The organism is Methylobacterium sp. E-066, assembly GCF_022829635.1.
Taxonomy (GTDB): Bacteria; Pseudomonadota; Alphaproteobacteria; order Rhizobiales; family Beijerinckiaceae; genus Methylobacterium.
In genome coordinates, this window is record NZ_JAKSYO010000100.1 from 42,586 (window position 1) to 61,587 (window position 19,002).

Annotated in this window: 17 protein-coding genes and 1 other RNA gene; 13 read left to right on the forward strand and 5 right to left on the reverse strand. The window is 68.7% G+C overall.

The annotated features are described in order from the left end of the window. The first annotated feature begins 52 nt into the window (after positions 1–52). From MKL20_RS14105 to MKL20_RS14120, 4 genes are all read left to right on the forward strand, one after another. A complete protein-coding gene (locus tag MKL20_RS14105) occupies positions 53–1,933 on the forward strand; it encodes a methylmalonyl-CoA mutase family protein (protein ID WP_244037190.1) in 1,881 nt (626 codons plus the stop codon). Positions 1,934–1,967: 34 nt separating this feature from the next. Continuing rightward, entirely contained in the window at positions 1,968–2,357 is a 390-nt protein-coding gene (locus MKL20_RS14110; RefSeq protein WP_244037191.1) for a hypothetical protein, read from the forward strand. 136 nt (positions 2,358–2,493) lie between these two features. After that, positions 2,494–2,940, forward strand: a complete 447-nt coding sequence (locus MKL20_RS14115) for a hypothetical protein (protein WP_244037192.1) — start codon at positions 2,494–2,496, stop codon at positions 2,938–2,940. A 59-nt stretch (positions 2,941–2,999) separates the two neighbouring features. Then, on the forward strand, positions 3,000–3,719 hold the full coding sequence (locus MKL20_RS14120; RefSeq protein ID WP_244037193.1) for a glutathione S-transferase family protein: 720 nt from the start codon (positions 3,000–3,002) through the stop codon (positions 3,717–3,719). 276 nt (positions 3,720–3,995) lie between these two features. Here MKL20_RS14120 and MKL20_RS14125 read toward each other — a convergent pair whose 3' ends face one another. Then, the gene (locus tag MKL20_RS14125; protein ID WP_244037194.1) at positions 3,996–5,738 is read right to left on the reverse strand and encodes a bifunctional protein-serine/threonine kinase/phosphatase; all 1,743 of its coding nucleotides are present in this window, start codon (positions 5,736–5,738) and stop codon (positions 3,996–3,998) included. After that, a complete protein-coding gene (locus MKL20_RS14130; RefSeq protein ID WP_244037195.1) occupies positions 5,735–7,273 on the reverse strand; it encodes a YifB family Mg chelatase-like AAA ATPase in 1,539 nt (512 codons plus the stop codon). The genes MKL20_RS14125 and MKL20_RS14130 overlap by 4 nt, the downstream gene beginning before the upstream one ends. 157 nt (positions 7,274–7,430) lie before the next feature. On the opposite strand from MKL20_RS14130, the gene MKL20_RS14135 reads away from it, so the two are divergent. The 4 genes from MKL20_RS14135 (at position 7,431) to MKL20_RS14150 (ending at position 10,162) form a co-directional block, all read left to right on the forward strand. Continuing rightward, a complete protein-coding gene (locus MKL20_RS14135; RefSeq protein WP_244037196.1) occupies positions 7,431–7,691 on the forward strand; it encodes a PepSY domain-containing protein in 261 nt (86 codons plus the stop codon). Positions 7,692–7,732: 41 nt separating this feature from the next. Then, positions 7,733–7,831: signal recognition particle sRNA small type (ffs, locus tag MKL20_RS14140), an RNA gene on the forward strand. A 46-nt stretch (positions 7,832–7,877) separates the two neighbouring features. Further along, positions 7,878–9,758 (forward strand): DNA polymerase III subunit gamma/tau, encoded by a 1,881-nt coding sequence (locus MKL20_RS14145; protein WP_244037197.1) that lies wholly within the window; start codon positions 7,878–7,880, stop codon positions 9,756–9,758. Positions 9,759–9,838: 80 nt separating this feature from the next. Then, on the forward strand, positions 9,839–10,162 hold the full coding sequence (locus MKL20_RS14150; protein WP_243944965.1) for a YbaB/EbfC family nucleoid-associated protein: 324 nt from the start codon (positions 9,839–9,841) through the stop codon (positions 10,160–10,162). Positions 10,163–10,310: 148 nt separating this feature from the next. Here MKL20_RS14150 and MKL20_RS14155 read toward each other — a convergent pair whose 3' ends face one another. Then, positions 10,311–11,213: a DMT family transporter gene (locus MKL20_RS14155; RefSeq protein WP_244037198.1), complete on the reverse strand. Its 903-nt coding sequence runs from the start codon at positions 11,211–11,213 to the stop codon at positions 10,311–10,313. A gap of 109 nt (positions 11,214–11,322) precedes the next feature. Between MKL20_RS14155 and MKL20_RS14160 the strand changes: the two genes are divergently transcribed. Further along, positions 11,323–11,820 (forward strand): MarR family winged helix-turn-helix transcriptional regulator, encoded by a 498-nt coding sequence (locus MKL20_RS14160; RefSeq protein WP_244037199.1) that lies wholly within the window; start codon positions 11,323–11,325, stop codon positions 11,818–11,820. A 54-nt stretch (positions 11,821–11,874) separates the two neighbouring features. On the opposite strand, the gene MKL20_RS14165 is transcribed toward MKL20_RS14160, so the two are convergent. Both MKL20_RS14165 and MKL20_RS14170 read right to left on the reverse strand, forming a co-directional pair. Next, a complete protein-coding gene (locus MKL20_RS14165) occupies positions 11,875–13,428 on the reverse strand; it encodes a dienelactone hydrolase family protein (protein ID WP_244037200.1) in 1,554 nt (517 codons plus the stop codon). 317 nt (positions 13,429–13,745) lie between these two features. Beyond that, positions 13,746–15,365 (reverse strand): phosphoenolpyruvate carboxykinase, encoded by a 1,620-nt coding sequence (locus tag MKL20_RS14170; protein WP_244037201.1) that lies wholly within the window; start codon positions 15,363–15,365, stop codon positions 13,746–13,748. 412 nt (positions 15,366–15,777) lie between these two features. On the opposite strand from MKL20_RS14170, the gene recR reads away from it, so the two are divergent. The 4 genes from recR (at position 15,778) to truA (ending at position 18,699) form a co-directional block, all read left to right on the forward strand. Continuing rightward, the gene (gene recR, locus MKL20_RS14175) at positions 15,778–16,383 is read left to right on the forward strand and encodes a recombination mediator RecR (protein WP_244037202.1); all 606 of its coding nucleotides are present in this window, start codon (positions 15,778–15,780) and stop codon (positions 16,381–16,383) included. Positions 16,384–16,496: 113 nt separating this feature from the next. Then, complete coding sequence (gene def / locus MKL20_RS14180) at positions 16,497–17,012, forward strand: peptide deformylase (protein WP_244037203.1); 516 nt, start codon at positions 16,497–16,499, stop codon at positions 17,010–17,012. Next, a complete protein-coding gene (gene fmt, locus MKL20_RS14185) occupies positions 17,012–17,947 on the forward strand; it encodes a methionyl-tRNA formyltransferase (protein ID WP_244037209.1) in 936 nt (311 codons plus the stop codon). Before def ends, fmt begins: the two co-directional genes overlap by 1 nt. Next, on the forward strand, positions 17,947–18,699 hold the full coding sequence (truA, locus tag MKL20_RS14190) for a tRNA pseudouridine(38-40) synthase TruA (protein WP_244037204.1): 753 nt from the start codon (positions 17,947–17,949) through the stop codon (positions 18,697–18,699). Before fmt ends, truA begins: the two co-directional genes overlap by 1 nt. Positions 18,700–19,002 lie beyond the last annotated feature (303 nt).

Genomic DNA, 19,002 nt, shown 5'->3' on the forward strand with positions numbered 1-19,002 from the left:
GACGCACGTCCCTGAAAGCGGTGCACAAGACGCCGCGCCCAGGGACGTTCCGATGGAAGACACAAAGCTCGCCGACCTGTTCGAGCCCGCCGACCGGGCGCGCTGGCTCGGCCTCGTGGACAATGTCCTGAAGGGCGCCGATTTCGAGAAGCGGCTGGTCTCCCGGACGAGCGACGGCCTGCGGATCGAACCGCTCTACCCCCGGGCCGAGCCGACCGTTCAGCCCTTCCGCGAGCCGGGACCCTGGCGGGTTTCCCAGCGGGTCGACCATCCGGAGATCGCCGCCGCCAACGCCCAGGCGATGACCGACCTCGAAGGCGGCACCGACGCGCTGGCCCTGGTGTTTGCCGGCTCCTTCGCCGCCCGCGGCTACGGCCTGACCGCCCAGACTGTCGAAGATCTCGACGCCGTTCTGAAGGGCGTGATGCTGCCGCTGATCGCCCTGCGCCTCGACGCCGGCGCCCGCGGCCTCGAAGTCGCCGGCTTGATAAAGGGCTTGGCGGCACACCGGGGCGAGGACCTGTCCAGCTACGATCTCGACCTCGGCATCGATCCGGTCGGGACGCTCGCCGCCACCGGCAGCCTCGGCGCGGTCTGGAGCGAGATCGCCCCGCGGCTGGCTGCCACCGTCTCGGATCTTGAAGCGGCGGGCTTCAACGGCCGGGCCTTCGTGGCCGACGGACGCCCCTACCACGAGGCCGGCGCCGGCGAGGCGGCCGAACTCGCCGCCGTGCTCGCCACCGCGGTCACCTACCTGCGCGCCCTGGAAGCGGCCGGTCACGATCTCGCCACCGCCCGCGACCGGATCTCCGTGCTGCTCGCCGCCGATGCCGACGAGTTCGTCACGGTGTCGAAGTTCCGCGCCCTGCGCCGGCTCTGGGCCCGGATCGAGCAGGCCTGCGGGCTGGAGCCGAAGCCCCTGCGCCTCCACGCCGAGACCGCTTGGCGGATGATGACCCGGCGCGACCCGTTCGTGAACATCCTGCGCACCGGCATGGCCGCCGCCTCGGCCGGCATGGGCGGCGCCGATGCGGTCACGGTCCTGCCCTACACCCTGGCCCTCGGCCTGCCCGACGCCTTCGCCCGCCGGGTGGCGCGCAACAGCCAGATCGTCCTGCTGGAGGAATCGCACCTCGCCCGGGTGAGCGACCCGGCCGCCGGCGCGGGCGGCTTCGAGGCCCTGACCGATCAGCTCGCCGAGGCGGCCTGGGCGGCGTTCCAGGCGATCGAGGCCGAGGGCGGCATCGTCGCCTCGCTCAGCGTCGGCAAGCTGCAGCGGCGCATCGAGCTGACCCGCGAGGCCCGGGCCAAGGCCGTGGCGACCCGCCGCGAGCCGCTGACCGGCGCGAGCGAATTCCCGAACCTCGCCGAGAAGCCGGTCACGGTCCTCGACGTGAAGCCGGTCACGGCCGGACCCAGCTCGAATTTCGGCTCCGGCTCGGCGGTCGCCTGCGATGCGCTGCCCTCGATCCGTCTCGCGGAGCCCTTCGAGGCGTTGCGCGACGCCTCCGATGCCTACCTCGCCAAGACCGGCCGCCGGCCGGCCGTGTTCCTCGCCAATCTCGGCTCGGTCTCGGCCTTCAATGCCCGGGCGACCTTCGCGGCCAACGCCTTCGCGGCCGGCGGCATCGAGGCGCTGTCGAATGACGGCTTCACCGATCCGGCAGCCCTCGCGACGGCGTTCCGGGAGTCCGGCGCCGCGCTCGTCTGCATCTGCTCCACGGACGCGATCTACGCCGAGCAGGCCGTGCCGGCCGCGGAGGCGCTGAAGCAGGCCGGGGCCGGCACGATCTACCTTGCCGGCAAACCGACGGATCTGCTCGATCCGCTGAAGGCGGCGGGCGTGCACGCCTTCCTGCATGTCGGCTGCGATCTGGTGGTTCTGCTCAACGAAGCGCTGCGCGCCGCCATGCGCCCGCCGGCGGCCCAGTAAGCCACATCGAAACGCGCCTGCCTCGTCCCCTGCCATGAGCCGAAACCGCTTCGGGTGCCTGATCGGCACCGCCCTGATCCTCGGATGCACGATCCCCGCGGAGGCCGTCCCCCGCGGCGTCCCGATACCGGACCGGTTCGACGGCACCTGGAGCGTCGAGATCCTCACCGAATCCGGCGCCTGCGACCGGGCCTATCGCTATCCGGTGCGGATCGAGCACGGGCAGGCCCGGTTCATCGGCACCGCCTTCGTCGTGCAGGGCAGCGTCGCCCGCAACGGCGTGGTGCGCGGCTCTATCGCGAGCGGCATCGCCACCGCCAACGTCGCCGGCCGCCTCGGCCCGGACGGGTTCGGGACCGGCACCTGGGTCGCCTCCGGCGCCCTCGCATGCCGCGGCCGCTGGAAAGCCGAGCGGCGGGGCTGAGGCAGCGCGGTCACGGTCGCGAAATGGTCCGCATCTTGCCCGAGATCGGGCGGATGCAGCGGCCCTTCAGCCCCGATCCCGACGCATTCATGAGGGAATGCTGAACGCCGTTCGGACACCCGACGAGGCCGCCCGCATGAAGTCCACGATCCTCGCCACCTTCGCCGTCCTCGCGCTCGCTTCGACGGCGCAGGCCCGTCCCCACCGCCACCCGGCCACTCCGGTCGTGAACCAGGCGGAGGCCGAGAAGGCCCTGGCCCCGTTGCGGCAGGCGGCGACGGAATGCTTCGCCGACACCGTGCTGGCGAACCCGAAGGCGACGGCCGAGGCCCGGGCCGGGCACTGGTACGAGGCCGTGGGCATCACCGGCTTCCTGTGCCGCCCGGAGGTCGCCGCGATGATCCAGGCCCATGACCGGATCTACGGCGCGCGGACCGGCGAGCGCTACTTCAAGGGCGCCTACGTCAAGCATCTCGACCAGCAGCTCGCCGAGCGGCTCCAGCCGATGCTGGCCCACAAGGCCGTCGCCAGCGCCGAGCCGCCGCCCGAGAAGGTTTTGGACAGCGAATCCCCGGCCAACTGAGCGGGAACAGCCCGCTTGGGGTGAACTGTCTCGGTCGAGCACTCGGTCGAGGAGATGCGATGCCCTACGAGCTTCACTACTGGCCGATGATCCAGGGGCGCGGCGAGTTCGTCCGCCTCGCCCTCGAAGAATCCGGCGCCGACTATGTCGACGTGGCGCGTCGGGACGATGAAGACGGCGGCATCGCGCCGATGCTCGACCGCCTCGCCGATCCCCAGAACCCACGCCCGCCCTTCGCGCCGCCGTTCCTGCGCGACGGCGCCGTCGTGATCGGCCAGACCGCTGCCATCCTGCTCTACCTCGGGCCGCGCCTCGGCCTCGTCGGCGAGTCCGAGACGGACCGGATCTGGACGCACCAGCTCCAGCTCACCATCGCGGATGCGGTGAACGAGGCGCACGACACCCACCATCCCCTGGGCGTCAGCCTGTACTACGCCGACCAGAAGCCGGAGGCGTTGCGCCGGGCCCAGGGTTTTCGCGAGGAGCGCATTCCCAAACTCCTCAGCTATTTCGAGCTCGTGCTGACGGCCAACGGCGGCGAGCACCTTGTCGGCTCAAGGCTGTCCTATGCTGACCTGTCCCTGTTCCAGCTCGTCGCAGGCCTGCGCTACGCCTTCCCGAAGGCGTCCGCCGCGGCTTTGCGCGATACGCGCTACGTGGCGCGGCTGCACGAGGCGGTGGCGCGGCGCCCGCGCATCGCCGCCTACCTCGCGAGCGACCGGCGCATCCCGTTCAACGAGGACGGGATCTTTCGCCGGTATCCGGAGCTCGACGGCTGAACCTTAGAGCCTCAGCCCTTTCAAGGTGTTTGGCACAGCGATTCGGGCGAGACGCGACGCGCTCTCCTCCCCCTTGCGGGGAGGAGTTGGAGGTGGGGGTGGTGCAGAAGGCACCGTTCCATTCGATCCTGCACCACCCCCACCCCTGACCCCTCCCCGCAAGGGGGAAGGGAAAACCGCCCATTTTTCAAAGCGTTGGCATCAAGGGGAAACGTGTGAAGCCGCCTCGGGATGAGGGCGCGGATGGGAAAGGCCGGTCAAACAGGCTATTACACGTCACTGGGGCGGGTGGGCGATCAGAATGCCGGCCAGCGTCAGCGCTATGAGCCCCAGCACCAGCGACAGCAGCCGCCAGAACAGCAGCGGGTCCCGCTCCAGCAGCGAGGCCCGGCGCGTCTCCGTGAAGGCCGGGTTGGGATGCCGGAGGTCGTGGACGAATTCCGAGAGCGCCTGGTAGCGCCGGGCGGGATCGGGATGCACCGCCTTGCGCAGCGCTCCGTCGACCCAGGCCGGCAGCAGCGGCCGGACGCCCCGGGCCGAGGCGTAGCGGAGCTTGCGCTGGGCGGCCCGGGTCAACGCCCGGGGCACCCGATCGCCGTAGGGCAGCCGGCCGGTGAGCATCTGGTAGGCGATCACGCCCACCGAGAAGATGTCGGAGGACGAGGTCGAGGGTTCGCCCAGAAAGCATTCGGGGGCCGTGTACTGCACCGTCCCTAAAATCTCGGCGGCGTCGATCCGCGGATCGCCCTCGACCACGCCGGCCACCTTGGTGGCGCCGAAATCGATGACCTGGACGGTCCCGGCTTTGTCGATCAGGACGTTGTCGGGCCGCAGGTCCTGGTGGACCATCTCCCGGCGGTGGAAGGCCTGCACGCCCTTGGCGAGCTGCTCGATCAACCAGCGCACCGCCTCCAGCTCTGGGGCCGCGTGGTCGCGCATCCATTGGGTCAGGGTCTGGCCCTCGACGTAGCGCATGACCGTGTAGAGGTGGCTGCGTCGGCGCGTCTGCGGATGGGCCCTGAGCACGTGCGGGCTGTCGATCCGCCGGGCGATCCATTCCTCCAGGGCGAAGCGCTTGCGCTGGGCCAGGTCGTCGCGCAGGTCGAGCGACAGAACCTTCAGCGCGACCTGGTCCCCCGTCTCCGCATCGACCGCCAGGTAGACCCGGCTGCGCGGACCGGAATGCAGGGTCCGCAGCAGCCGATAGCCGTCGAACTCGGCCGGTGGATCGAGCAGCGGCGCCGGATCGAGCCCCTCGACCCCGCCGAGCAGGTCGGCCGGCTCGCCCTCCGGTACGGAGTCGATCCGCACGATCTGGACGGTCAGGTTGTCCGGGCTGCCGGCCTCGTAGGCTGCTTCCACGATCGCCCGTGCGGCAGAATCGAGATCGTCCCCGGCCGCCGCGATCATGGCTGCCACGTCCCGCGGGCGGACATGCTCGTGGACGCCGTCGGTGGTGAGCACAAAGACGTCGCCGGCCTCGATGCTCACCGTGTGGTAGTCGATCTCGACATGCCCGCCCGCCCCCAAGGCGCGGCCGAGATAGGATTCCGCGGCCGAGACCACGACCCGGTGATCCTCGGTGAGCTGTTCCAGCGACCGGCCGGCCACCCGCCAGATCCGGGCATCGCCGACATGGAAGAGGTGCGCGGTGCGCGCCTTCAGCACCAGCGCGCTGAAGGTGGTGACGTAGCCCTTGTCGGCATCGTGCGGATCGAGGCCGCGTCGTGTCTGGGCGTAGAGCCAGGAATTCGTCGCCGCGATCACCCGCTGCGCCGAGGACTTCACCGACCACGTGTCGGGGGTGGCGTAGAAGTCGCTGAGGAAGCTCTTGACGGCGGTCTCGCTCGCCAGGGCGCCGACCGCGCTGCTGCTGATCCCGTCGGCGAGCGCCACCGCGATACCCTTCAGGCCGAGCGCCGGCGGCGACGGCACCAGGACGCCGTGGAAATCCTGATTGGCCTCCTTGCGGCCGGCTTCGCTGGCCTGGCCGATCGTGATCGTCAGCTCCGCGCTCACGCGGCCGCCGCCGACGCGTCGCCCCGGCCGCGATAGGACAAGGCCTCGGCCAGGTGCAGCCGCCGCACCTGCGCCTCCCCGTCGAGATCGGCGAGCGTGCGCGCCACCCGCAGGGTCCGGTGGAAGCCGCGGGCGGAGAGCCGCATGCTCTCGGCCGCCTGCCGGATCAGCGCCGTGCCCTCGGCGTCGGGGCTCGCGACCTCCTCGATCAGATTCGCCGGGCAGGTTGCATTGGTGGTGGCGGCCGGCAGGGCCCGGGCGGCGTAGCGCGTCGTCTGGAGTGTGCGGGCGGCGGCGACCCGGGCCGCGGCCTCGCGGGAGCCCTCGGCCGGCGGCGGCAGGATCAGGTCGGCGGCCGTGACTGCCGGCACCTCGATGCGCAGGTCGATCCGGTCGAGCATCGGCCCGGAGATCCGCGCCTGATACTGCGCCATGCAGCGCGCGTTCGGCCCCCGCCGGCAGGCATAGCCCGGCTCCAGCCCCTGGCCGCAGCGGCACGGGTTCATGGCCGCGACGAGCTGGAAGCGGGCGGGATAGGTCACCCGGTGGTTCGCCCGGGCGATCATCACCTCGCCGGTCTCCATCGGCTGGCGCAGGCTGTCGAGCACCTGCGGGGTGAACTCCGGCAGCTCGTCGAGGAACAGCACCCCGCCATGGGCGAGCGACACCTCCCCGGGCCGAGCCCCGAGGCCGCCGCCGACCAGCGCCGCCATCGAGGCGGAATGGTGCGGCTGCCGGAACGGCCGGCGGTTCGAGAGCGCCCCATCCTTCAGCTCGCCGGCCACCGACTGGATCATCGAGATGTCGAGCAGTTCCCGGGGCGTGAGCGGCGGCAGGATCGACGGCAGCCGGGCGGCGAGCATCGATTTTCCGGAGCCGGGCGGCCCGTTCATCAACAGGTTGTGGCCGCCGGCGGCTGCGATCTCCAAGGCGCGCTTGGCGCCCTCCTGGCCCTTGATGTCGGACAGGTCCGGCAGCGGCCCCGCCAGACCGGCCACGGAAGGCTCCGGCCGGGCCATGACCTGGCTGCCCTTGAAGTGGTTGGCGAGCTGGATCAGCGAGCGCGGGGCGAGCACGTCGAGATCGCCCCCGGCCCAGGCCGCCTCGGACCCGGTGGATGCCGGGCAGATCAGCCCGAGGCCGCGGGCTCCCGCCGCGATGGCCGCCGGCAGCACGCCGTTCACCGCCGTGATGCTGCCGTCCAGCGCCAGCTCGCCGAGCACGCAATAGCCGGAGAGCGCGTCGGCCGGGATCGCCCCGATCGCTGCCATGACGCCGAGTGCGATCGGCAGGTCGTAATGCGACCCCTCCTTCGGCAGGTCGGCCGGGGCGAGGTTGACGGTGATGCGCTTGGCCGGCAGTGCCAGCCCGGAGGCGATCAGGGCGCCCCGTACCCGCTCGCGCGATTCCCCCACCGCCTTGTCGGGCAGGCCGACCACGTTGAACACGACGTTGCCCGGGATGATCTGGACCTGCACATCGACGGACCGGGCCTCGATCCCCTCGAACGCCACGGTGGCGACGCGTGTGACCATAGGTCGGCAGTCCTGGGCCCCGGAGCCGGAGCGGCGCGACGGGCAACCTTAGCTGTGCTGGAAAATCGAAGCGGGCTCAAGAGGATCGCGGTTCGCGCGGAACCCGGGCGCGGTCTTCCTGTTCAAAGCCGGCACGCGATAAAAACCGGAGACCGCCATGCGCCTCACCATCCCCCTGCTCGCCTTCACCCTCGCCGCCGGCGTCACCGCCACCGCCCGGGCCGACGAAAAACTGCCGCCGGACCAGCAGGCCAAGGTCGAGGCAGTGCTCCGCCAGGAGGGCTTCACCACGTGGAAGGAGATCGAGCTGGATGACGGGATGATCGAGGTCGACGACGCGGTGGATTCCAACGGCAAGCAGTTCGACCTGAAGCTCGATCCCAAGACCCTGGCTGTGGTCAAGCGCAAGGCCGAGTAGCCGGCGCTTGCGTTCGTCCGAGAGCCCGGCCATATAGCCGGCGGGGGGTTGGCGAGGGACGTTTCACTCGCCAACCGGGTCAGGTCCGGAAGGAAGCAGCCCTAACGAGACCGAGCGGGTCTTCGTCCAGCCTCCCACCTCATTTTGTCTCGTTTCTTGGCGCTCGGAAGCCCGACCCGACACGGCATGGACGCTTCGACCGGCACGCCTGACGACGAGCCGGGCCTGCCCGGGTTCGCAAGCCCCGCCAGCGCGGCGACGCCCTATCGGGTGCTCGCGCGGAAATACCGACCCACCAATTTCGGCGACCTGATCGGCCAGGACGCGATGGTCCGGACCCTGGCCAACGGGTTCGCGGCCAACCGCATTCCCCAGGCCTGGATGCTGACCGGCGTGCGCGGGGTCGGCAAGACCACCACCGCCCGCATCCTCGCCCGCGGCCTCAACTATGCTCGCGCCGGCGTTCCCGATACCGGGCCGACCGTGTCGATGCCGGAGCTCGGGCTGCACTGCGCCGCGATCATGGAATCCCGGCACATGGACGTGCTGGAGATGGATGCCGCCTCGCATACCGGCATCGACGACGTGCGCGCGATCATCGACGGCATCCGCTACGGGCCGGTCTCGGCGCGCTACAAGGTCTACATCGTGGACGAGGTCCACATGCTCTCCGAGAAGGCGTTCAACGCCTTCCTGAAGACGCTCGAGGAGCCTCCGCCCCACGCCAAGTTCGTGTTCGCCACCACGGAGATCCGCAAGGTCCCGGTGACGATCCTGTCACGCTGCCAGCGTTTCGACCTGCGCCGAGTCGAGGCCCCGATCCTGCACGCGCATCTCGCCAAGGTCTGCGCGGCGGAAAAAGTCGAGGCCGAGGACGAGGCGTTGGGCGCCATCGTGCGCGCCGCCGAGGGCTCGGTGCGCGACGCGCTCTCACTCCTCGACCAGGCCATCGCCCACGGGGCCGGCGCGGTCACGGCCCAGAGCGTGCGCGACATGCTCGGGCTCGCCGACCGGGCCCGGATCCTCGACCTGTTCGAGGCGGTGATGCGCGGTGCCGTGCCGGCGGCCTTCGCCGAGTTGCGGGCGCAGTACGATTCCGGCGCGGACCCGTCGGTGGTGCTGTCCGATCTTGCCGCGTTCACGCATCTCGTGACCCGGCTCAAGCTCGTGCCCGAGACCGCGTCCGATCCGACGCTGAGCGAGACCGAGCGGGTCCGCGGCGGCCAGTTCGCGGAAAAGCTGTCGATCCGCGCTCTGTCGCGGGCCTGGCAGATCCTGCTCAAGGCGATCCCCGAGGTCCAGGCCGCGCCGCGCCCGCTGGCGGCGGCCGAGATGGCGATCGTGCGCCTCGCCTACGCGGCCGACCTGCCCACCCCCGACGAGGCTTTGCGCCAGTTGAAGGCCGAAGCCGCAGCGGCGTCGCCCGAGGAGGGAGCGCCTCCATCCGCCCGCCCCTCCCTGCCGCCGATCCCCGACCTGCGCGGCGGTGGCCAGACCGCCGTCGCCACCGCACCGAGGCCGATGCCGGTCGCCGCCCCCGCGGCGGCGCCCGTGGCGATGCCGGCCTCGGCGCCGGCCCCGATCGCGATGGCGGCCCCGGCAGAGCGTCCCGCCGCTCCACCCGCGCCGCGCCTCACCCGTTATGAGGACGTGGTGGCGCTGGCCGATGCCAACCGCGACATCCTGCTGAAGACCGCGCTGGAGCGCGACGTCCACCTCGTGCGCTTCGAGGAGGGGCGGATCGAGTTCCGATTGGCACCTGGCGGCCGGGCGACGCTCGCCACCGACATCGCCGCCGCGCTCCTGCGCTGGACCGGCCAGCGCTGGGTCGTCTCGATCTCGAAGGAAGAGGGCGCACCGACCCTCGACGCCACCGTGAAGGCTGCCACAGAGACGCGGCGCGAGAACGCGGCGGCCGACCCGTTCGTCCGCGAGGTGCTGACGCGCTTCCCCGGCGCCGAGATCGTGGACGTGCGCGAGACTGCGCCGCTGCCGACGCCCGATCAGGCGATCACCGGCGACGGCGACCCGGTGCCGGCCGATGAAGCCCCCGACGACGACTTCTGAGGCGCGCGCGGCCGGCCGCACATGGCAGGCGGCTCCTGTCATACCCACGTAGACTCACCGACACGCGACGAGAGGACTGCATGCGCGACCTGATGGGCATCATGAAGCAGGCTCAGGCCATGCAGGAGAAGATGGGATCCCTGCAGGCGGAGCTCGACGAGATCGAGGTGACCGGCGCCTCCGGGGGCGGCTCCGTGCGAGTGACCATGAGCGCCAAGGGCCAGATGAAGGGCGTCACCATCGACCCGTCCCTGATGGTGGCCGACGAGCGCGAGATCCTCGAGGACCTGATCGTTGCCGCCTGCAACGACGCCCGCGGCAAAGCCGAGGCGACCATGCAGGAGCGCATGGCCGAACTGACCAAGGGTCTGCCCCTGCCGCCCGGGATGAAGCTGCCGTTCTAGGGGCCCCGGGATACGGGTTCGGAGCCACGGATCTCCGAATCTCTCCCCTCATCCTGAGGTGCCGGGCGATCGAAGATCGCTCGGCCTCGAAGGTTGATGAGGGCGAGCATTGAAAAGGCCGGTCCAGCAATCGCGTGCTGCGTCTTCGTCAACGCGGCCGTCGGCTGACCAGGACGATTCCGGCCAGGATGAGTGGGATCGCCAGCGCGAGGATCGGCGGGAAGCTCTCGCCCAGCAACGCCACCGCCAGCCCTTTGCCGGTGATCGCCCCGATCCAGCCGATCTGGCTGAGCCCGACCGGGCCGCTCACTTTCTGAAGAACGAAGAACAGGCCGTAGGTCGCGGCGATGATTGCGGCCTGAATCGGCAGCAGCGCTAAGGTCCAGGTCGCAGGCACCGCGAAGAGCGGCACGGCGGCCAGGATGGCGTAGGCCCCGATCATCACGGCGGCGGTCAAGACCATCACCGGCGCCAGCAGGCCCGGCGACGTATCAGCGGGCCACGCGACCGTGCGATAGATGTTGCCGGCGGCCACGCTGACCGGCGCCGCCAGCGCGAGCCCGGCCCATAGCCCTCCACCCTCCGCACCGGTGAGTCGCGAGGCCGCGAACAGCACCGCGCCGCCGAGCCCGAGACCCATGCCGACCACGCCTTGGACCGAGACCCGATCCATCCCGAGAATCAGCGCGAGGCCGTAGGTCAGGAGCGGCGGGAAAGCGAGGCAGAGCGCGACGAAGCCGGCCCCGACATGTGGGATCGCCGCGAAAGACAGGATGTTCGGCAAGGCGAAGCTCAACATGCCCGCCTGCAGCCCGTAGCGGAGGAGGGTCGAGGACGGTTTCAGCCTCTCGCCCGCCAAGCCCGCGAAGGTCGCCAGGACCAGCCCGCCGCCCAACGCGGACCAGAACAGGAAGCTGATCGGATGCCAGCCGAGACCGCTGGCGAGGCCGGCCATGACGGTGGTCAGCCCCAGCAGGAACCCGGTCGACAGCAGCAGACCGTAAGCCGTCGGCGCGACCGCAGGCGTGATTGTCGAGGCTGTCGCACCCATGGCGTTTCTCCACGTCCGGCAAACGGGCCGGAGCGATTGCCTGCCGGACCCGCAGTGCCTAAAATCTCGACGCAAAGTATCTTGACGTCAAGATATCAGGGAGCGTGAGATGGCGCCATTCGAGGACCGTGCGGCCCGCGCCGTCGCGCAATGGCGCCGCGAGCGGCCCGATCTCGATCCGTTTCCCATGGAGGTTCTGGGTCGGCTGACCGAGTTGGCACAGGTCATCCTCCGCGACCGGCTCAATCCGGCCTTCGCGGGCTTCGGTCTCCAGCAGGGTGAATTCGACGTGCTCGCGACCTTGCGGCGGTCGGGCGCGCCCTACGCGCTGACCCCGACGGCGCTGTGCGACGCGGCAATGATCTCATCGGGCGGGATGACCGCGCGAATTGACCGCCTGGAAAAGGCCGGCCTGATCGCGCGGCAGAAGCACCCGACCGACCGGCGAGGCACCCTCGTCGCGCTGACCGCCTCGGGCAAGGAGCTGATCGACGCCATGCTGCCGGCCCATGTCGCGACCGAGCGCGGCATCCTGGCGGCCCTGACGAACGACGAGCAGCGCACGTTGAATGCGCTGCTCGCGAAGCTGCTCAAGGGGCTGGCGTGATCGGTTCGTTCGCCCCGCCTCGGATGCCCAATCCCGTTTAGCAGCGCGATCACCTCAGTGCGTGATCGCTGCCGATTCGGGCCACACGACCGCCCCGTCGACTGCATAGGCATGGCAATCCGGGGGGCCTCGTTTGCCGCACAGGGCCAATGCGGCCGCAACCGGGTCGGGCGTGCTTGCTGACCACGCCCAACGACCATCCGGTGCAATGACGAAGGCGCGGGGGCGCGAGAGGGTCAAGAACTGCTTGTATGCATTGCGGCCAGCGTCATTCACGTAGGGCAAAGCGGCGGCATCTTCGATCTTGGCGAACTGCGTTGGTGGTGGTGCAGGTGTCGAATGCGCCCATACAACGTCGTTGTTGTAAGCATAAGGCCAACACTCGATCCCGAGCGCTTCACACGTTGCAAGCCCCCTAGCCAGCGGATCAAACCCTTCCGAGTACCAACTCACAGCCTTGTTCGGTGCGATAAGGAAAACACGTGGGCTCGGGGACTTGAGAAATCGTCTATAGTCTTCCCGATTTTCGTTGCTGAGGAAGGGCACCGCTTCGATATCATCAAGCGCAGAATAATGTGTCGACGGAAGCGGCGGTCCCGGCACATAATCTGAAAACAGTTTTTGACTCGGAAGACCTAACTTATTCAAAAACTTATCGACAGATGGACCGAATATATAGACACTGCTTCCGTCAGACAGCAGACGATGAGAGTCGGATTTATAAGGCCCGAAATTTAGAACCTCGGCTTTTCCACCTTGCTCGACATAGGCGCGATGCATGGCCTGCCAGAGCGGCATTGGGAAGAAACTGTCGTTCTCACCATATAGCCAAAGCGATGGTACGCGACTTGCGGAGCCGAAACGGCGGGTACTTTGTACGAGTAACGCGCCGTCGTCGGAACAAGGTGATGACCGAACGCCGCCGAAGAAGCTGATGATCCCCGCCACACGAGCGTCTTGGAGCGTGCCCACAGCGAGGGAATTCCACCCCCCCATGCTTACACCCGCAACCACGACACGCCGCGCATCGATCTCAGGTCGCTTCCCGAGTTGATCGAGCACGGCTTCGATATCGGCCGCCGCGTGAAGTCCCAAATCATCGGGACGACATCGTGTTCGATCAATCGAACCGCCTGAGTGGCCGAACCCACGCAAGAGCGGCAATGCGACCGCGTAACCTCGTGATAGGAAGTAGTACACGCCCATATTTAGATGAGCGTTAGCCTCTTCGACGACAAATTTTTCGTCTATGGTGCCTTTTCTTCCGTTGCTGCCGTGATTCCAGATGACGAGCGGAAATGGGCCTGGACCCGGAGGCAGGACAAGACCGACCTTGAGTTTGACTGGATATGCCGGATCTCCAGTGAGATCCAGTATCACTCGCTTTTCAGGCAGCGGCCAGCCGTTATCTTTTGAATAATTCGCCGCATGCAACTGTATGGGCACCGAGTAAATTAAAATCATTGTAAGAAAATTAACGCGCCTCAACAAGGCAGAACTCCCGCAGATCACGAGCAGGAGCAAATTAGCAAGAACTCCTAACCCGTCGAGTCCGCCGAGCTCGGAATTTGCGCGTTTTTCGAAATCAATGACGCACCATGCAACCATCGACGCTTAGACGATGTATCGCTTTTTCCATAATATTGGCGCCCTCTTTCTGAAATTGCATTGATATACAACATTTAAAATTGTTCGCGAAATTTTTGATTCGCACTTTATCGTTCAACGCGGGTTCCGGGAGGTAAGCTTCCGAGCGAACCTCGATCGCAGTTACTAAGCTTTGGACGATATCTTTCGAGCGTTCCACTCTGCGTTCCGTCTGCCGCCACGCCGAACTCCTTCGCATCGGACCTGACGTCAACCCGCCCAAGCGGCTTGGCACGATCAGCGGGCGGCAGCCATCCAGGCGGCCGCCCCTGTCTCACTCACGCGGCGATCGCCTGCGCGGTCGGCCCGGCGGCGCGCACGTCGGAATCGACATGGGCCTCGAAGCGCTTGAAGTTGTCGTCGAACATCTTCACCAGCCGGGCCGCCGTCTCGACGAAGGCGCCCTTGTTGCCCCAGGTCTTGACCGGAGTGAGGATGTCCGCCTCGACGCCCGGGACCGAGACCGGCACCGCGAAGCCGAAATACGGGTCGCGGCGGAACTCGGCCTGGGCGAGCGACCCATCGAGCGCGCCGGCGAGCAGGCGGCGGGTCACGCGGATCGGCATGCGCTGGCCGGTGCCGACGCCGCCGCCGGTCCAGCCGGTGTTGACCAGCCAGCAATCGACGTCGTGCTCGGCGATCAGGTCGCGGAGCAGGTTGCCGTAGACGCTCGGGTGCCGGGGCATGAACGGCGCACCGAAGCAGGTCGAGAACGTCGCCTCAGGCCCGGTCAGGCCGCGCTCCGTGCCGGCAACCTTGGCGGTGTAGCCCGAGAGGAAGTGGTACATCGCCTCGGCGCCGGTCAGCTTGGCGATCGGGGGCATCACCCCGAAGGCGTCGCAGGTCAGCATCACGATGTTCTTCGGATGCCCGGCCCGACCGGTGGCGCTGGCATTGGCGATGAAGTCGAGCGGGTAGGCGCAGCGGGTGTTCTCGGTGAGAGAGGCGTCGTCGAAATCCGGCACGCGGGTGACCGGGTCGATCACCACGTTCTCCATCACCGTGCCGAAGCGCTCGGTGGTGGCGTAGATCTCGGGCTCGGCGTTGCGCGAGAGGCGGATCGTCTTGGCGTAGCAGCCGCCCTCGAAGTTGAAGATGCCTTCGTCCGACCAGCCGTGCTCGTCATCGCCCAGCAGCTGGCGCGAGCTATCGTTCGACAGGGTGGTCTTGCCGGTGCCCGACAGGCCAAAGAAAATCGCCGAGCCGCCCTCGGCGTCGAGCGCCGCGTTGGCCGAGCAATGCATCGGCATCACGTGCTGGCCGGGCAGGATGTAGTTCAGGTAGGTGAAGACCGACTTCTTCATCTCGCCCGCGTAAGCCGAGCCGCCGATCAGCACGAGCTTCTTGGAAAAGTCGATGGCGATCACGGTCTTGGACCGGCAGCCGTGCCGGGCGGGATCCGCCTGGAAGCTCGGCAGGTCGATGATCGTCAGGTCCGGCACGTAGGCCGCGAGCTCGGAGCGGTCCGGCCGGATCAGCAGGTTGCGGATGAACAGCGAGTGCCAGGCGAACTCGGTGAACACCCGGGCCTTCACCCGGTGGGCCGGATCGGCGCCGCCGTAGAGGTCCTGGGCGAACAGCTCCTTGCCCTCGGCGTGCTTCAGGAAGTCCTGATGCAGGGTCGCGAACTGCTCCGGCGTGATCGCGCCGTTGTTGTCCCACCAGACCTCGTTCTCGGTGGTGGCGTCGCGCACCACGAACTTGTCCTTGGGCGAGCGTCCGGTATGGCTGCCGGTGGTCGCCACGAAGGCGCCGCCGCGGGCGAGCTGGCCTTCCTTGCGGGCGAGCGCCTCCTCGTAGAGGCGCGGCGCCTCGAAATTCCAGTGGACGGCCTTCAGGGCGCGGAAGCCGGCCGCGTCGGCATCGTGGGCCGCGTTGTGATCACCGATGTTGGTCAAGAGCGTATCTCCCGGGGCCCCTGTTCGTGCCGTCGACGCGACATGACCGGACGCCAGCGGCATCCGGGATTGCCCGGGGGACGTCCGTGCGGTCGTACAGGACCGCCGCACGCTGGATCACCGTTCCCCGGTCGCCTGCACCGCCCATACTGGATAGGCGGCCAAGCGTTGCCGTCTTACTGGGTCTTGCCGGGGGCCTGCAACGCGGTCGCGCGGGTTTGACCACAGTGATGAGCGCAGCAAGCCCGTGCTGTAACCAGTCGGATCCGGTTATTCTTAATTCCGGCGGCGGCAAAGTGGGCCGGAAATACCCATATCGACGGTGGGCGCAGATGCGCCCTTGCGCGACGCCCGCCGGCCGTTATGCCCTGCCGGACGTCCCGCAAACCTTCGCCCCCGCCCAAGAGGCATGATGCCCCAAGCCGTCGCCGGCCCCGAGATCGAGCGCCTGATCCAGCTTCTGTCCCGGATGCCGGGCCTGGGACCGCGCTCGGCGCGGCGGGCCGCGCTCCAGCTCATCAAGAAGCGCGAGACGCTGCTCGCGCCCCTGGCCGACGCCATGCGGGTCGCGGCCGAGCGCATCGTGGTGTGCACCAGTTGCGGCAACGTCGACACCTCCGAGCCGTGCACGATCTGCCGCGATGCCGAGCGCGACCCCTCGACCCTCGTGGTGGTGGAGGACGTATCGGACCTTTGGGCCCTGGAACGGTCCGGGGCCGTCAAGGCGCGCTACCACGTGCTCGGCGGCGTGCTTTCGGCGCTGGACGGCGTCCGGCCCGAGCACCTCAATCTCGCCAGCCTCGTGGAGCGCGCGGCCGATCCCGCGGTGAAGGAAATCATCCTGGCGCTGAACGCCAACGTCGACGGCCAGACAACCGCCCATTACCTCACCGAATCGATCCGGCACCTCGACCGCAAGGTGACGCGCCTGGCCCACGGCGTCCCGGTCGGCGGCGAGCTGGATTATTTGGACGAGGGGACGCTCACCGCGGCGATCCGCAGCCGCACCGCCTTCTGAGCGCGCCCGTCATCCGGAGCGCGAACGGTATTTGACCGGCCTCGACCCACGCCATATTGCCTCGGAAATCCCCGGAGTCCGCGTCTGTGGCGCTCCCCTTGCCGGTTTCCGCCATGACCATTCGCCCGCTCGTCATCCTACCCGACGCCGTCCTGCGCCGCATCTCCGATCCGGTCGGGCCGATCACGCCCGAGATCCGCACCCTCGTGGCCGACATGTTCGAGACGATGTACGACGCGCCGGGCGTCGGGCTGGCGGCGATCCAGGTCGGCGTGGCCAAGCGGGTCGTGACCATCGACACCTTGAAGGAAGAGGGCGTGCGCGATGCGCGCGTGTTCATCGATCCGGAGATCATCTGGGCCTCGGACGAGAAGCGGGTCTACGACGAGGGCTGCCTGTCGATCCCGGAATATTACGCCGAGGTCGAGCGGCCGGATCGCGTCCGGGTGAAGTTCCGCGATCTCGACGGCAACGATCAGGAGATCGAGGCGGACGGCCTGCTGGCGACCTGCATTCAGCACGAGATCGACCACCTGAACGGCGTGCTGTTCATCGATCACATCTCGAAGCTGAAGCGCGACCGGGTGATCAAGCGCTTCACCAAGGCGGCCAAGCGCGACGCGGCCTGATTCCGATGCGCGTCGTCTTCATGGGCACGCCGGATTTCGCGGTGCCGACGCTGGCCCGGCTGGCGCAGGACGGCCACGACATCGTTGCCGTCTACACGCGCGCACCCGCCAAGGCCGGCCGCGGCATGAGCCTGCGGCCCTCGCCGGTCCACGCGCTGGCCGACAGCCTCGGGATCCCGGTGCTGACGCCGACGAGCCTGCGCACCCCGGAGGCCGCCGCGACCTTCGCCGGGCACGCGTCCGACATCGCCGTGGTGGTCGCCTACGGGATGCTGCTGCCGCAGGCGATCCTGGATACGCCCAAGCACGGTTGCCTCAACCTGCATGGCTCGCTGCTGCCGCGCTGGCGCGGCGCCGCTCCGATTCAGCGCGCCGTGATGGCCGGCGATGCCGAGAGCGGCGTCGGCGTGATGCGCATGGAGGCGGGCCTCGATACCGGGCCGGTGGCCCTGGAGGCGCGCATCCCGATCGCGCCCGGCATGACCGCGGGCGAATTGCACGACGCTCTGATGCCGGTGGGGGCCGCGCTGATGTCCCAGGCCCTCGAACGCCTCGGCCGCGACGACCTGACCTTCACGCCGCAAGCCACCGAGGGCGTCGTCTACGCGCACAAGATCGGCAACGACGAGGCGCGGATCGACTGGTCGCGTCCGGCCGATGCGGTGGCGAACCACATCAACGGCCTGTCGCCGTTCCCGGGCGCGTTCTTCGCGGTCGATCTCGGCAAGGGACCGGAGCGGATCAAGGTCCTCCGGGCTTCGGCTGACGAGGGCGCGGGCGCGCCGGGGACGTTGCTCGACGCGAACGGGCTGGTCGCCTGCGGCACGGGCGCGGTCCGGCTGCTGGAACTGCGCCGGGCCGGCAAGGGCGGCAGCGCCAGCGGCGCCGAGTTCGTGCGCGGCGCGCGCATCGCGCCCGGCGCAAGCCTCGGCTGATGCCCCGCTACAAGCTCGTCATCGAATATGACGGCGGTCCGTTCTGCGGCTGGCAGCGTCAGGCCGACGAACTCACGGTGCAGGGGGCGATCGAGGCGGCGGTGACGCGCTTCTCCGGCGAGGATGCCCGGCTCACCTGCGCCGGCCGGACCGATGCCGGGGTCCACGCCATCCATCAGGTCGCCCATCTCGACCTCGCCAAGGACTGGCGGACCGACACGGTGCGGGATGCCATCAACGCCCATCTGCGGCCGCTTCCCGTGGCCGTGCTGTCCGCGGAGATCGTCCCGACGCGCTTCGACGCGCGCCATTCGGCGATCCGCCGGCACTACCGCTACCGCATCCTCAACCGCCGCAGCCCCGCTGCGCTCACCCGCGCCCAAGTCTGGCAGGTGCCCTGGCCGCTCGACCCGGACGCGATGCATCGCGCCGCCCAGCGCCTCGTCGGCCATCATGATTTTTCTGCTTTCCGCGCCGCCGAGTGCCAGGCGAACAGCCCGATGCGGACCCTGGAACGGCTCGACGTGGCGCGTACGACCATGGCTTTGCACGAGGAGATCGTGGTGACGACCTGCGCGCGCTCGTTCCTGCACCATCAGGTGCGGGCCATGGTCGGCACGCTGATGCTCGCCGGCTGCGGACGGCTTTCGGCCGACGACGTGGCCGACATCCTGGCCTCGGGCGAGAAGCGCCGATGCGGGCCGCTGGCGCCGGCTTCCGGGCTGACCTTTGTGGGGGTGGATTACGCTTAACCGCTTATTCGGACCCACGATTTCCGACGGAAGACGGTTCTGAGCAACGGAGATCCCAACCCCTCCCCTCATCCTGAGGTGACGGAGCGAAGCGGAGGCCTCGAAGGAGCCCTCCAGGGATCGCGGAGCCATCTGGAGGGCTCCTTCGAGGCCCTCTGACGCGGGCACCTTGTATTAGCGAATCATGTCAGATTGCCCCTGTCCCGCGAGGGATGCCGGCTCTGGGGTGGCCACCCCAGAGCCGGCGGCGACTGTCGGATCGTTGGCACCTGAGCCTGTGGCCTGCGCCGCGGGCTGGTCCTG